Origin of the sequence: Nostoc sp. 2RC (assembly GCF_014222165.1) — a bacterium.
Lineage (GTDB): Bacteria > Cyanobacteriota > Cyanobacteriia > Cyanobacteriales > Nostocaceae > Nostoc > Nostoc linckia.
In genome coordinates, this window is sequence record NZ_JACKZU010000033.1 from 1 (window position 1) to 14,385 (window position 14,385).

Below are 14,385 nucleotides of genomic sequence, written 5' to 3' on the forward strand. Positions count from 1 at the left end.
CTAGTAACTCTGTCGCATTTTTATCTACTGACAGAATACCGTTACTGGAGTTTTTTTACACTTTCCAAACATCCTCTTAGGCCATGTATATCCTTGGTGGTGATATTGTAATCACATCAAAAGGAGATTTAAAAGATTACTGGCAAAAAAATTATGATTATTTATTAAAACTTTCTAATTTAGAAAATCTTGTTAAATATCAATTTGATAAACTTCAACGAGATAATTACCAAGTCTATAAGCTTTTATGTAGATTAGGATGTTACCGTTATCAATATGTTACTGCAATACCTGAAGAAGGAATTTTTTACTTGCTTTGGGATGAGCAAAATGAGCGAGATAAACGTCAAATTATCAGAGATTTAAAAAACACAGCTTTAGTGAAGTCTAACGAGGAAGGATACTATTTATATGAAGTTATCCGCCAAGAAGCGATAGAAAGACTTAAATTAACAGATGATTGGAAACAATGTCATGCTAAAGCTGGAATATTTTTATCTAAATTAATATCTGAAAATTGCAAAACAATTATCCCAAAAATTACTTACACCAAAGTGAATGATACTCAAGAACAAATGTATTTAAATATCGAAAATGCAGAAATAGCAGTAAAACAAGAACTTACTAAACAGGAAACTATTGCCTTAGAAGTTGTTTATCATTCTATGGAGTTTTATGGAGCAGGTTGTTTTGAGGAATTAAGACAAGAGGCAAATTTATTAGACAATGTTTTTTTTCAAGCTATCAGAAATATGGTTTTAGAATATATTGATTGTTACAGTAATTTAGGCATAGCACTTTATAATTTTGCATTAACTACACACACAGTAGGAATAATTTACGAAAGAGAAGGGAAGCTTATAGAAAGTAACAAAGAATTTGAATACTGCCAAAGAAGTTTTAAAGTCAGCCAAGATTTTTTTCAAACAGCTTTAGTGATTGCAACAAGAGTTAAAGAAGATAAATTAATGATTAACGTACTTCTCTCTTTAGCTTGTTGTCATTATTTTAGGGGAATAACCTTACACGATCTAGGGATATTTTTACATCAGATTATAAAAAACAACGAAAGTAAAGAAGCTTTTGAGGAGAGCAAAATAAACTTAAATAAAGCACTAAAAATACTTACTAAACTGCCATTTGAGCAAAAAATAGAGGAAGTAAAAAAAGCAATTCATAGTCTAGAAATAAGTGAAATATCTTGCAGCACATTCATAGCAAGATTTTTGATTGAATTAGCATAATTGTAACTAGGAAGTTTTACAGATCCGATCGCACATCGAAGACACCCTACTCTTACCCATCGCTGAAATAGAAAAACGACCATTCAAAAATTAAATCGCCTTCTTCTCTGCGCCTTTGCGCCTTTGCGTGATAACAAAAAAGGCGGGTGCGGGAATTGAACCCGCTAATCCCCAAAATGGTGGAGATGTAACCGATAACCCTCTATTCTTCGTCCCCGAAAGGCAAGTTGCGAACAAGGGTAACCCGCCATGAAGTGAATGAAGGATAAAGGAAAACTTCATCCTCCATAAATCTCTACAATTCACCCGTAGCCAGCATTTGGATAATGCGAGGTGTACCCGGATCGAATCCTGCCAAATCCCAAGACAGCGGATCTTGAGGATCTACCAAGGTAATTTGGTAAGGTGTCAGGGTGACATACACCGCCTTAGCCTCAGGATTTACCTTTTTGCGGTACTCCTTGAGGGCTTGACTTGGATGCTTATAACCAGCCCAGCTTTCTGAGTCAGTCCAAAAGCAGACAACATCTGCTTTGAACTTATTCTTAATCATCCATTCGTAAGCCACAGATGCATCAGTTCCACCGAAGTTTTGATTTCTAGCTTTGGCTACAGCAGAACTAAAACTATCTTTGGCTGTGATATTCAATTCCCGGAATTCCGTAGCAAAGCCGCGAATCATGTAGTTTTTCTCTGCTTTTGCTGTGACTAGTGCCATTGTAGTGGCAATTTCACAACAACTCAGCCCCATATCTGCAACTAAGCTACCCATAGAACCAGAAACGTCTACAGCGTGCATGAACACTTTACCTGTAGGTTGCACAACATCAAAAGACAGTTCAACGGTTTTTTCTAAGATGTCCACAATTCTAGAAACTGGGTTCCAAGTCTTTTGGCTGCGTCCTAATTTACCACCAGATTGATATGTTTTGAGTGCTTTCAAAATATCAATGGGATGAATGCGACCTTTACGCAGATGTTCTTGGTTGTTGAGAACTGCTTCTACTCGCTCTAAGTTGGCAGTTTCGTCAGTTCGCAACACACCCAATTCAGTCAAAGAACCCAAGTTACGCAACATTGCACCTATTGGCATTTCCTGAAATAACAACTGCCAAGCAGCTTTGTCCATTTTGCCTACCGGTGCAGCCATTTCGTGGGTTAAGCGTCCTTGCAAAATAGCTTCATGGGTTTGGGTAGGGTTTCGCTTCAGCCATTCATACCACCAAATCTGCGCCAACGCTTCTGAGGGAATGTCTGTTGGCAATTCTTCCCAGCCTTTAACTACCCATTCAAATAGTTGACGGTGATTTTCTGTAGGCGGTTTGACATGGAACAACCGCAATGCATCCCGATGGGTAAAGCCTTGACGCTGTTGATATTTCAACAATTGATAAGCTAAACCTTTGACATCTTCCCGTGAAAGCCAAGTTTTACCAGCTTCTCGCACCACCTTACCAAATCCCCGCAAAGATTTAGTGTAGTTCAGCCATTCATAGAAATGGCTACCGGTACGGACGACTTGGGGGAAAATTTCACCAAAAGCTTGTTTTGCTTGTGGTGCTTCACCCATCGACAGCAACACTAAAGCTAAAATAGGCGCACTATTATTGATGGCGCGTCCATCGCTGGCGTATAAAATTTCTTCCGCCACACGACTGGGATTTTCAGTAACAGCTTGTCTGACAACTGCCACAAAATCTTCAGTTAATTCTTGTTTGCCAGCGTAGTAAGTGCTTTTTGCTGTGCCGACCAAAAGACAACGACGCAGCATTTTCCAAATACCAGCATCAAACATCCAACCACCGGAACGTCCTTGAATCATCTCGGCTTCCCGTCCGGGGATAGGTTGATTTTGTGGTGTAGTTGTTTTCTTTTTAGTAAAAAAATTGTAATTCATTGCTTCATCTCCCGGCCTTTGCAGGCAAAAATGAAAGGTGGCAGGGCAAGATTTGTAGCTTGCTTTCCGTAGGGTACTTGTGACATCCGGCTTAAAATGGGATAACCCTGATTCTTCAGCCTTTTCAGGCAAGGGTTGAACAAAGATGTTTTTCGGCGCTCTACTAAGCTGAGCTACCTGCCACATGAAAATTAAAAACACAAAATTTAATCTGGTGGAACAGGATTTGAACCTGTAACCTATGAATTGGCGATAACCCTCGATTCGTCGGCCTTTACAGGCAAGTTTGTGAACTAAGGACTATGGGTAATTAACCCGTTCATTGCTCTACCAGATTGAGCTACCCACCAAAAGACAATTCAAAATTAGGTTTTGGGTGGCGGAGCAGGACTCGAACCTGCGACCTCTCGAACCCTATTCGATAACCCTCATTCGTCGGCCTTTGCAGGCAAGGGGTGAACAAGGATGTTTTAGCGCTCTGCCGCTGAGCTACCCGCCACATGTATAAAGTTGGGAGTTAGGAGTTGGGAGTTAGGAGTTGGGAGTTAGGAGTTAGGAGTTTAGAGTTTGGAGTTTAGAGTTTGGAGTTTGGAGTTTGGAGTTTGGAGTTTGGAGTTTGGAGTTTGGAGTTTGGAGTTGGGAGTTTGGAGTTGGGAGTTTGGAGTTGGGAGTTAGGAGTTAGGAGTTAGGAGTTAGGAGTTAGGAGTTTGGAGTTTGGAATTTGGAGTTTGGTGTTAAAAATTTTTGAGTTGAAAACTTTTAACTCTCAATTCTCAACTCCTAACTCTCAATTCTCAACTCCTAACTCTTACCTCCTAACTCCTACCTATAACCCCATTTGGCGTAGTGGAGCGGGATTTGAACCCGCGACCTCCCGCTTGGCAGGCGATAACCCTCAATTCGTCGGCCTTTGCAGGCAAGTTGTGAAAAAAGGATATATTTAGGCGCTCTAGCCACTGAGCTATCCACTACATGAAAATTTTGGATTTTAGGTTCAATGATGAACATTGCTTATATTACAAATGTAGTATGCATAATACTTGGTGTCAAGTGTTTGGGAAACTAATTTATTTGTATTAGTGTAGCCAGGGGCGATCGCTATACTCTGATCTGAATCTAGCAAATCATTTTTGCCATTTTTTCAGTTAATAGTGTCCAATTTGTGGGGTTTTGGTGACTAGAAAACAATATTAAGAAAAGTTTTTGCCAGAAAATTTGCCAAAGGATACAAAAAAAGTCCAAATTTTTGCCAATATATTAGTATTAATTTTCCAAAATTCACTTGGCAAAAATCAGCATGAGTGAAAAATCCATAGAAGGTAACGGTAAGGCTTTTCTCGTTATACTTTTGCCCCTCTCGTTTTTGATTATTTTCCTGGTTGCAACCTGGAGAGTTTTACTAGCAGCAATTGTGCTGGTAATTGCTTTTAGGCTTTGGCAGGAATATCAATGGCAACAGTGGACTCGTCGAGTTAACCCCATTTTTCATCAGTTAGTTCGGGAAAATCAAGGCAAACTGACGCCAATGGACTTGGCCATCAAGGGTAATTTTCCTGGAACAACGGCAAAACGCTACTTAGATACTAAAGCTCAGGAATTTGGGGCTAGTATCGTAAATTCGGAAGACGAGAGTCAGTATTATTACTTTATAACTGGCAGTATTTTAGGCAATATTCTTGACAGTAGCGAACCTGTCAAGCAACTTCCTGCTCAACCAGTTACCAAAACTGCGCGATCGCTTTTAGCACCACCGCCACCAATAGCACAGGAGGAAGAACCAGAAGAAGAACCAGAAACAGAAGCACCTCCACAGCCTACCCATAAGGAAGTTACACGAACCCTGGAAAAACAATTACTTTTTGGCTCTCTAATTCAATCTGAACTAGCCAAGCGCTTAAATGTTTATTCCAGCACAGTTTATAAACGACGAAATGACCCAGAATTTCCAGAATGGAGTCGCAGCAGAGACCCTGATGGCATCGCTTGGTCATATTCGGAAAAAACTAAAGAATTTTTCCCTGTGGAAGAATAAAAAGGCAAAAGGCAAAAGTAAACAACTTGAAAGTTTTACTTTTTAGTTTTGGTTTCTAAACCCACAGCTTCGCTGATGGAATTTAATCCGCTTTGTTCTAAATGGTCAAGCAAACCTTTAAGAATTCGGCGTACCATCAGTGGGCCTTCATAAATCCAGCCTGTATAAACTTGGATCAAACTAGCACCAGCAGTAATTTTTTCCCAAGCATCTTCTGGGGAAAAAATGCCACCAATACCGATAATCGGAATTTGTCCTTGAGTTTGTTGCCAAATAAAACGAATTACCTCAGTGGAGCGATGGCGCAATGGTTCGCCGCTAATTCCGCCAGCTTCTGACTGGGGTGATTTCCCAGTTTGCTCAATTACCTGAGTTTTAAGTTTATCGCGACTGATAGTCGTGTTAGTGGCGATAATTCCAGCTAATTGGTAGGTTTTAGCAAGAGTTATAATGTCAGCGATCGCTTCCCATGTTAAATCTGGTGCTATCTTGACAAAAATTGGTTTTTGTGATGAATTTTCTGTTTGTAATAATTCTAAGATGGCACTGAGCATGGCAGCATCTTGGAGCGATCGTAGTCCCGGTGTATTTGGGGAAGAAACATTAACAACAAAATAATCTCCCAAATCTTTAAGTAGGCGAAAACTATCCAGATAATCTTGTGCGGCTGCTTCTAGAGGAGTTACCTTAGATTTACCCAAATTTACTCCTATGGGTATTGACCGAGTTAACTCCTGTTTTTCTTGTGACAATCTTACTGCCATTGCTGCTGCACCGCTATTATTAAAACCCATACGATTGAGAGCAGCTTTATCCAATGGCAAACGAAACAAACGGGGACGAGGATTTCCCGGCTGGGGATGAAAAGTTACAGTTCCCAATTCTGCAAAGCCAAAACCGAGGCTAGCCCAAATATTAGCAGCAACACCGTCTTTATCAAACCCAGCCGCTAAACCTACGGGATTAGGAAACTTTAGCCCAAATAAACTTTGTTCTAGGCGTGAATCGTATAAACACAAAGATTTTTCTAGACGGTGATTTACCCAACTTCCAGGGGGGTAAGTGCTTGTTTGTGATAGCCAATTCAAACTGCCAATTGTCTGCTGGTGTAACCATTCTGGGTCTGCTTTTACCAGATTGAAAAATAGTGGACGAATTGCAACTTGATAAATATCCATTAGCTTTTATGTAAACAGAATTCAGAACTCAGAATTCAGAATTCAGAATTTAGAATCAATTAGAGTTTATTTGTGTTTCAATATCAGATTTGTAGGTTTGGTTGAGGTATGAAACCCAACGAATTTGTTGGGTTTTGGTTTGCTCAAAGTGAACTACCCACACTGTACCGTCAGGTCAGTGTGGGCTTCCTGTCCAACAGAAAGCGCAGTAGTGGATTTCTTGCGTCCTCCCTTACTGCGACTTACATCTGGGCAACAGGCTTTATCCCCCGTTCCAGAGGTCAAAACTTGTACTGAGCGTAGTCGAAGTATCCGTAGTCCCTCATCTCTGAGGTTAATAGCTGCGTTGATATCTCTGTCATGCTTAGTTTGGCAGTTTTCGCAAGTCCAGAACCTTACATCAAGTGGTAAACTACCAACTTGATTAAGACATACATGACAGGTTTTTGAACTAGGAAAAAATCTATCGACTTCCTGATAAATTTTTCCTGACATCTCCGCTTTATATTTAAGCATTGTGCAAAACATTTCCCATCCAACTTGATGGATCGACTTAGCCAAACAATGATTTTGCATCATGCCCTTAACATTAAGATTCTCAGTCACAATAACTTGGTTTTCGTTAACTATCCTACGTGATAGCTTGTGCAGAAAATCCTCACGGCAGTTAGTGATTTTTCTATGAACTGTAGCAACTTTGTTTCTGGCTTTAATTCGATTCTGAGAACCTTTCTGCTTCCTAGATAGTTGCTGTTGTTTTAGCTTCAGATTTTTCTCATGTTTGTTTAGTATTCTAGGATTATCAAACTTTGAGCCGTCACTGATAATAGCAAAGTGAGTTAAACCCAGATCAATACCTATTGCTTTGCCTTCTGTATTTGATAATGGTTTATCTTTACCATTATCAAATAGAATAGCTGCAAAGTATTGGTTAGAGCAGTTTTTGGATATCGTTACAGTTTTGATTTTCCCCTCAAGCGGCCTATGGATAATTGCTGCCACATTTCCTATTTTTGGGAGGGTTACGCAATTATCAGCAACTTTAACGTTTTGAGGATATTGAATCGACTGTTTACCATGCTTGGATTTGAATCTAGGGTATTTAGCTCGTTTTTCAAAAAAGTTATTAAAAGCTACTCCCAGATTTAAACAAACTTGCTGCAAGCATTGCGAATAAGTTGATGTCAGCCATTCATACTCTTTCTTTAATTGCGGGATTATCTTTTTAACTTCATATCCAGACAAACCCTTACCAGTTTCTTTGTATGTTTGGTTCATCAAATTCAGGCAATAATTCCAAAGCCAACGACAACTGCCAAAAGCTTGCGCTAGAGACTGCTGCTGTTGGACATCTGGATATAACCTGACTTTGACAACTTTTAACATATTAGAGTGAACGCTGTTTGCTATAAAAGAGAATAGCATAAGATTTGTTCGTTTCCTCCATGTCCTGTTTCCTGTACTAAGAGCGGGAGAATTTGGTCACAGGACTGTCGTCAACTCACCCGCAATTCATCTCACATCTCACCCGTAAGGAGAGTGTGAGATGAATTGCGGTTTTAGCTAACATACAAGGTCAAGAGGCATACAAGCTTAAGACGCAAAATCTTTTAAGAACCCCAGCAAGGCTTGATTAACTACTTGGGGAGACTCCACACTTACCCAGTGACCAGCGCCAGGAATGATAACTTGTTCTTTCAAGTTAGGAATCAACTTGTTCATTTCATTCAAGTTCATTCCAGGAAACTGGAGTACTGCGTCTTTTTCGCCAGCAATAAACATAGCTGGTTGGGATATCTTTTTATTTTCCAGTTGGGGAGTAATTTCCATGTTCCGGTCAAGGTTGCGATACCAATTTAACCCGCCACGAAAGCCACTACGTTGATACTGCTCTACATAATAATCCAGATCCTCTTGGGTTACTCCCAATGCTTGTTCCTGGGAATCAAGTAACCCATCTAGAAAACCTGAGGTTGATGGCTTAGATTTGAAGAAAATTTCTTGAGCATTGGAGCCACTAGCACTAGCGTAAATCATCCGCAATGAACGGCGGATGTCGGTTTCCAATTCAGCTTCCGCAATTCCAGGCTTTTGGAAATAGACTATGTACCAAAACCGATCTCCAAAGTTCTCTTGTTTAGTCAATTCTCCCACTGGGTAACGAGAGTAGGGGACACTCATACCAACAACGGCATTTACTCGTTCTTCATGCAGTAATGCTGTGTTCCAAGCGACGGGCGCACCCCAGTCATGGCCGACAACAGTAAAATTTGCATATCCGAGAGCATCAGCAATGCCAACAACGTCTCCAGTTAAATGGATGATGTCATAACCAGTAACTTCTTCCGGAGCATCGCTACCACCGTAACCTCGTTGGTCGGGAACAGCCACCTTGAAACCTGCTTCCACAAGTGGGTCTATTTGGTGACGCCACAAATACCAGCATTGAGGCCAACCGTGAAGCAAAATTACCAGAGGCCCTTCACCCTCAACAACTGTCCTGAGATTAACTCCGTTTGTTTTGATAGTGCGAAAGTTGCGTTGTTTCATAATTAAAGCCTTTTGTATTTCACCATTAACCTGTTAATAAGCGTTTTGGTGACTAGTTTAATAGCTGTGGCAATATTATTCAGAGTCCTTTTCTGGGCATCTTATATATTACAAGTTATGTAAAACGATAAATCAGATGGGGCAGCCGCAAAAAAACATAGCCGCTGAACAGCAGATCCTTTCATTGGGGCGTGTCCTCCAGAGCCTGAGGGAAGAAGATGATGTTGATGTTCTGATTCAAATTATTATTTCTTATCTTCAAGAACAGTTTGATTACAAACTTGTTTGGATTGCTCTTTACGATCGCCTGAATCATATACTGTTTGGTAAAGGTGGTATAATTCCTCACAAAGATACAAGCTTTTTACACCAAAAATTTGTTATTAGTCCTGGAGATTTATTAGAACAAATCGTGATTGAGCAGCATCCCTTGGGGGTAGCTGATTTGCGAGCTGAAACTCGCGCTGCTGAATGGCGAAAAATCGCAGAAAAGTTTCAAATTCAAGGAACAATTATTATACCAATTCGCTATAAAGACCGTTGCTTAGGTTTGTTGTTACTCGGTTCAGAGCGCTGGGGCTACTTACTGACAGGGGAAGCAAAAGCACGTTTAATGATGGTTTTAGGCGAACTTGGTGCAGTGCTTTATCAACATGAAGTGCAGTTGCAGCAAAAACAAGCCAAGCGAACTGATGAGCCATTATTAGAATTGCTAGAAAATTTACGCAACCTCAGTAAATTAAATCAAAAATTAGAAGCTGCGGTGCAAGCAACCCATAAATTTGTTTCTCCCAACCGCACAAATATCTACTGGTTTGAGCGGGAAGGACGCTATTTTTGGTGTCGCATGAGCAATCAACTTGTAAAAATCGATCCTAATTCTAGTACTCAGCCCGCAGCAGGAATGACAGTGCAGGAATTAAGCGATTTTTATTATGCTTTATCAGTTAACCAAATTGTTGCCATTGGTGATGCTCGCAGTTCTTTGAAAAGTCACTTTACAGCAAAATTGCTGCAACGTTTGAAAGTGCGATCGCTTTTGGCGGCTCCAATTATTTGGCAAAAAAATTTGTTGGGGTTTTTGGCAGTAGAAAGTAATGAACCCCGGATTTGGACAGAGACGGATAAAAATTTTGTCCAAGGTGCAGCTGGTTTAATTTCGCTGATTGCTCCGCATGAAAACAGCGAAAATACCATCCAAAAAATTCAAGAAGATGCTCAACTTAATAGTCAAATAGTCCAATGTATTTATAGCGAATATGAACTTCAGGATACCTTACAAAATTGTGCCAAAAAGGTTTTAACTCGATTTGCTGCCACTCGCTTTTTGCTATTACAATATGACTCAGAACAAAATAATTATCAATTTATTTATCAAAGTCAGCCTCATAATCGCCGACCGTTAAAATTTGCCCTGGATTCTCTAAAAGAATTAGATGAAAAACTGTTGCAAAATTCTAATGAAGCAATCGAAATTGAAAATTTAGACGAAGACTTACGATTTTTTAATTGGCGTGCTTTGTTGTTAGAAAATGGAATGCGATCGCTACTAATTTGCAAATGCCTCCAAGGTCAAATTCCACCAGCAATTTTAATCATTGCCCACGAAAATCATCGCTGTTGGACAACTCAAGAAAAAGAATTATTCTGGGCTATCAGCCAACAAATCGGTGTCATTATTCGTCAGTGGCAATTGCATAACCGCAACCAACACCAACAAAAAATTTCCCAAGCTTTTGAGAGAACTCTACAAACTCTCACAAAATCCTACAACAGCAAAATCGACCCCCAAAAAAAGGATCTAGAATGTACAGCACTAGAACAAATAGCAACGATTCTCGGCTGTCCCCTAGCGGTACTTTTCTCTTGGTCGTCTGGAGAACATTGGGCAGAAATTATACCTGGAGTCACAGCCAATAGCCAATTTGGAATTTTTGCTGGTGCATCAATTTCCACTGGCAATGAAGCATTAATTCAGTGGGCACTGGAGACAGAAAGTTACCTAACCCTGAAAGTAGAGGATTTACCTCCAGAAACTCGAAAATGGCTGAACACGCCAGATAAAGGTCAAATTTTTATTATGGCCTTACGTACTAATACAGAACATGAAACCACAGGTGTAGTTTTATTAGCAGACACTCAAGAACGTCGTTGGTCAGAACCAAGCCTGAATACCATAGCAAATTTGATTACTCAATTAGGTTGGTGGCGTCGTCAAAAGCAGATTAATCAACTTTTAGAGTCCACAACCGAAGAATTACGACAACTCAACTGGTACAAACATCGCCGCTTAGAAGAAATTCAAAGAATCACAGCGCTGTCTTTGAGTCAAATACGCGATTTAGGCATTCCAGCAAACGAATTAGCTCAGATGCGCTATCAGTTGCTGCTAAGGCAATTAGACCACACAGCCACCTCCATGAGTGGATTGCTCAAACTAGAACAATGGCAGCTACACAAAAGTTGGGAAACTATGCCTATAGCTAGTTTATTAAAGCGATCGCTCGAACGCATCGACAATTTACTCAAACAACAAAAACTCTGGATAGGCGTGCATGGTTTAGGACAACCAATTGAGGATGGAGAATCACCAAAAAGCTGTTTATTACCTAGAGGCGTTCCTAACTCCAACACTCAATCGGCAATGGCGATCGCAGGGGATATCATGAAAATTGAATTGGTAATCCATGAATTGTTGGTTAATGCCTGCAATCGTTCTCTAATAGGCGGTCGCATTGACATTTGGTGTCGGCGTTTAACTGACCATCAACCCACACAGACCAAGAAAAATCCATCACAATTGGGGCTAGATTCTGCTGTGAAAGTGGGTGCTAACAATGTGACATCCCTAGAACTGTCCATTACCCACAACGGCGTTATTGAAGCAGAGTTACTAACAGACTTACATGAAAATCCCCTCAAAGATGTCCTTGCTTCCTCTAACCTCAAGCAACCACCAGGCCTGCACCTAATAATTTGCCAAAACCTGATGCAGGAACTAGGAGGAGAGTTGAATTTCTATCAATTACCCGATAATCGAGTAGTCAGCCGATTGCTTTTGCCGCTAGCAGGTAATGACTCCTAAACAGCTGAATTCTGAATTCATCAGCTCTAGCACATCTTTTTTGCATTTGGTTTGGTATGGCGGCAAGTACAGTCATTTAAGTACCTACGCATAAACATGTAGAACTTACGCATTGACACATAAGCCAAAATGACAGATGTAGTTTTCAAGTGTTTTAGTGAGATTTTTAAATGATATTTTGGCGATCGTCACCAATCCAAAGTGACATCCAAACTCCTGAAATAACTTATTTACGTTAATTCACAAAATAGTTCTTTTGTACAGTGCGTAAGTTCTACTCTTATTTCTGTAAATTCACTGTAACGTTATCATTCTAAAAAGTGCTAAAAATTTGCATAACTACTTCAGTAGATGCAAAGTTTTTGTCAGAATAAAATTTGATTAAAACTTGATATTGGCACAGCTATTAAAGTACATCTATTAAAATAGATGAGGGAATTTAATATGGTAATACAATGGTTTCAAGAAAAAACGCAATGGAACTGTGTTCAAACTTTTTCGGGGCATCAAGGAGCATTTGCAGGGGTTAACTCTGTAGCTTTTAGCCCTGATGGGCAATTTTTAGCAAGCGGAAGCGACGATCAAACCATAAAGTTATGGGATATGCGTCGAATGCGGGAAGTTCAAACATTTACTGGACATAGAGGTGCTATTCGTCAAGTTGCTTTTTCTAAAGATGGTAAGTTTATTTTTAGTTGTTCACTTGATAGAACCATTAATATATGGGATATAAAAACTGCCAACTTAATAAAAGCATTATTTGGACACTATAGCGAAATTACTACCATTTCTGTCCATCCTTCCAATAACTTAATAGCCAGTGGAAGCAATGATGGAGAGATTAAACTATGGGATTTAAATACAAAACAAGAAATTAAAACTTTTACTAATATCAATACTCAAGCTATTGAAGCAGTCGCATTTAGTCCTGATGGGAAAATAATTACTAGTGGAGGATGGGATCAAGATTTAAATATCTGGAATATCCAGAACGGGCAATACCGCAAAATTACATCTCATTCTAAAAAAATACGAGCAATTACTTTTAGTTCTGATAGTCGATTTTTAGCTACTGCTAGTGAAGATAAAACTATTAGATTATTTAATTTGCCCAGTAAATCTATATCTTATGAAGCTTTAGAAGGGCATAACAAATCTGTAGTAACAGTAGCAATTAACCCAAGTAGCACAGTTTTAGCTAGTGGTGGAGATGACAAGGAAATAAAACTATGGAATTTAAATACTAAAGCTGAAATTTGCAGTCTTTCTGAACATGAATCTTATGTAATGTCGGTTGCATTTAGTCCAGATGGTAGATTTTTAGCTAGTGGAAGTCACGATAGAACTATTAAAATTTGGCAACAAGTATCTTAGCAGTTATATCCGCCACTTTACGACTTGAAGCTTTTTATGAATGTGGCTGAAAGTAAAAATTTGCTTTTGAGATAAGCTTGTAAGAAAAGCAAAATTGACTAAATTGAAACTACTCAGCAACAATGACTACTTGACTAAAATTTGTCATAATTCGCTTTTGTTGATAGGAAACGACACTGGTTATTTAATGCTGTAGAAGATCGTCGTCCAAAGCATACACCAGAAATTCGCCAGCGTTACGTCAGTGGGGCAAAGGTGATGTATCGAGGACGGTACTTAATGTTGCAGGTAGAGTCAGCCGATGTAGAACAGGTGATGATTACTTGCAAAAGCCGCTTTTACATCCAAGTCCCGCAGCAGTTGAGCAAAAATGAACAACAGGATGCAATTGAGCAGGCTTTGATTGCTTGGAAACGCGATCGCACTCTACAGTACATTCAGCATTTTGCCCAGGGCAAACGCATCTAAAGTACAAGAATCCCCAATACTTGTCGGTTAAGGGGGAAAGGGAAAGGGGAAAAGGGAAAGAAAAAACCTTTAACCCTTACCCTTTAACCCCTTCGGGGTTCGCCAGTCGCTCATGGGGGAAACCCCCAAGACCGCGCTGGCTCACCTTTTCCCCAAACCAAATTCCAGTTTAAAATCCAAAACCCGAGCAGTATTGCAAGAATCCCTTAATAGCAAGGGTTTCGGCCTTTTTAAATTGAGCCTATTTTTTCGTCAATCTCCTTACCCAGTAAGAGTTTCAGAAATCACGTGCGTTCACCCTGACATTTTGCCAAAGTTTATGCCCGTAAGGGAACTCCAAAAAATAAATTATTGGGCTTGGGGTCGTTGACTCTGTGAACCGTCAACAGTCAACGGTCAATAGTTAACAGTCTTCTGTGGAATATTTTTTTACTTGGAAGTCCATAAATTAGGTGTCAAGCCAGTCGATGTTAAACTTTCCAAACAACAACGGGTTTGGGGAAGTTGTGGTAGAGACAAGACCGTCCGCATACAACAATACAGTTCAGATAAGCCTG

General features: G+C 39.8%; 8 protein-coding genes, 3 tRNA genes and 1 pseudogene. 5 read left to right on the forward strand and 7 right to left on the reverse strand.

The features are described 5' to 3' along the window. The first annotated feature begins 83 nt into the window (after window positions 1-83). Window positions 84-1,244 carry a hypothetical protein gene (locus tag GNE10_RS06135; protein ID WP_185564106.1) on the forward strand — a complete coding sequence of 387 codons (1,161 nt, stop codon included), beginning with the start codon at window positions 84-86 and terminating at the stop codon, window positions 1,242-1,244. A gap of 295 nt (window positions 1,245-1,539) precedes the next feature. On the opposite strand, the gene GNE10_RS06140 is transcribed toward GNE10_RS06135, so the two are convergent. The 4 genes from GNE10_RS06140 to GNE10_RS06155 all read right to left on the reverse strand — a co-directional run bounded on the left by GNE10_RS06140 (window position 1,540) and on the right by GNE10_RS06155 (window position 4,113). Beyond that, the gene (locus GNE10_RS06140; RefSeq protein ID WP_185564107.1) at window positions 1,540-3,141 is read right to left on the reverse strand and encodes a TROVE domain-containing protein; all 1,602 of its coding nucleotides are present in this window, start codon (window positions 3,139-3,141) and stop codon (window positions 1,540-1,542) included. Between the two features lie 211 nt (window positions 3,142-3,352). After that, window positions 3,353-3,491 (reverse strand) — tRNA-OTHER (locus GNE10_RS06145). A 23-nt stretch (window positions 3,492-3,514) separates the two neighbouring features. Beyond that, window positions 3,515-3,640, reverse strand: a tRNA-OTHER gene (locus GNE10_RS06150). A gap of 340 nt (window positions 3,641-3,980) precedes the next feature. Further along, window positions 3,981-4,113: transfer RNA gene (locus GNE10_RS06155), tRNA-OTHER, on the reverse strand. Between the two features lie 325 nt (window positions 4,114-4,438). Here GNE10_RS06155 and GNE10_RS06160 point away from each other — a divergent pair. Beyond that, complete coding sequence (locus GNE10_RS06160; RefSeq protein WP_185564108.1) at window positions 4,439-5,173, forward strand: hypothetical protein; 735 nt, start codon at window positions 4,439-4,441, stop codon at window positions 5,171-5,173. Window positions 5,174-5,208: 35 nt separating this feature from the next. Here the strand turns inward: GNE10_RS06160 and GNE10_RS06165 are convergent, their stop codons facing one another. The 3 genes from GNE10_RS06165 to GNE10_RS06175 form a co-directional block, all read right to left on the reverse strand. Further along, complete coding sequence (locus GNE10_RS06165; protein ID WP_185564109.1) at window positions 5,209-6,351, reverse strand: quinone-dependent dihydroorotate dehydrogenase; 1,143 nt, start codon at window positions 6,349-6,351, stop codon at window positions 5,209-5,211. 153 nt (window positions 6,352-6,504) lie between these two features. Further along, window positions 6,505-7,737 carry an RNA-guided endonuclease TnpB family protein gene (locus GNE10_RS06170; RefSeq protein WP_185564125.1) on the reverse strand — a complete coding sequence of 411 codons (1,233 nt, stop codon included), beginning with the start codon at window positions 7,735-7,737 and terminating at the stop codon, window positions 6,505-6,507. A 207-nt stretch (window positions 7,738-7,944) separates the two neighbouring features. Beyond that, window positions 7,945-8,901, reverse strand: a complete 957-nt coding sequence (locus GNE10_RS06175) for an alpha/beta fold hydrolase (RefSeq protein WP_185564110.1) — start codon at window positions 8,899-8,901, stop codon at window positions 7,945-7,947. A 136-nt stretch (window positions 8,902-9,037) separates the two neighbouring features. On the opposite strand from GNE10_RS06175, the gene GNE10_RS06180 reads away from it, so the two are divergent. The 3 genes and pseudogenes from GNE10_RS06180 to GNE10_RS06190 form a co-directional block, all read left to right on the forward strand. Beyond that, entirely contained in the window at window positions 9,038-11,986 is a 2,949-nt protein-coding gene (locus GNE10_RS06180; RefSeq protein ID WP_185564111.1) for a GAF domain-containing protein, read from the forward strand. Between the two features lie 444 nt (window positions 11,987-12,430). Continuing rightward, complete coding sequence (locus GNE10_RS06185) at window positions 12,431-13,360, forward strand: WD40 repeat domain-containing protein (RefSeq protein ID WP_185564112.1); 930 nt, start codon at window positions 12,431-12,433, stop codon at window positions 13,358-13,360. 213 nt (window positions 13,361-13,573) lie between these two features. Further along, window positions 13,574-13,828: pseudogene (locus tag GNE10_RS06190) on the forward strand (metal-dependent hydrolase); the annotation flags it as partial. Between the last annotated feature and the right edge of the window lie 557 nt (window positions 13,829-14,385).

Excerpts from the sequence above, each read along its gene's own strand:
- GNE10_RS06180 (WP_185564111.1), top strand. The coding sequence starts at position 9,038 with ATGGGGCAGCCGCAAAAAAACATAGCCGCTGAACAGCAGATCCTTTCA.
- GNE10_RS06165 (WP_185564109.1), bottom strand. The coding sequence starts at position 6,351 with ATGGATATTTATCAAGTTGCAATTCGTCCACTATTTTTCAATCTGGTA.
- GNE10_RS06160 (WP_185564108.1), top strand. The coding sequence starts at position 4,439 with ATGAGTGAAAAATCCATAGAAGGTAACGGTAAGGCTTTTCTCGTTATA.
- GNE10_RS06140 (WP_185564107.1), bottom strand. The coding sequence starts at position 3,141 with ATGAATTACAATTTTTTTACTAAAAAGAAAACAACTACACCACAAAAT.
- GNE10_RS06135 (WP_185564106.1), top strand. The coding sequence starts at position 84 with ATGTATATCCTTGGTGGTGATATTGTAATCACATCAAAAGGAGATTTA.
- GNE10_RS06170 (WP_185564125.1), bottom strand. The coding sequence starts at position 7,737 with ATGTTAAAAGTTGTCAAAGTCAGGTTATATCCAGATGTCCAACAGCAG.
- GNE10_RS06175 (WP_185564110.1), bottom strand. The coding sequence starts at position 8,901 with ATGAAACAACGCAACTTTCGCACTATCAAAACAAACGGAGTTAATCTC.
- GNE10_RS06185 (WP_185564112.1), top strand. The coding sequence starts at position 12,431 with ATGGTAATACAATGGTTTCAAGAAAAAACGCAATGGAACTGTGTTCAA.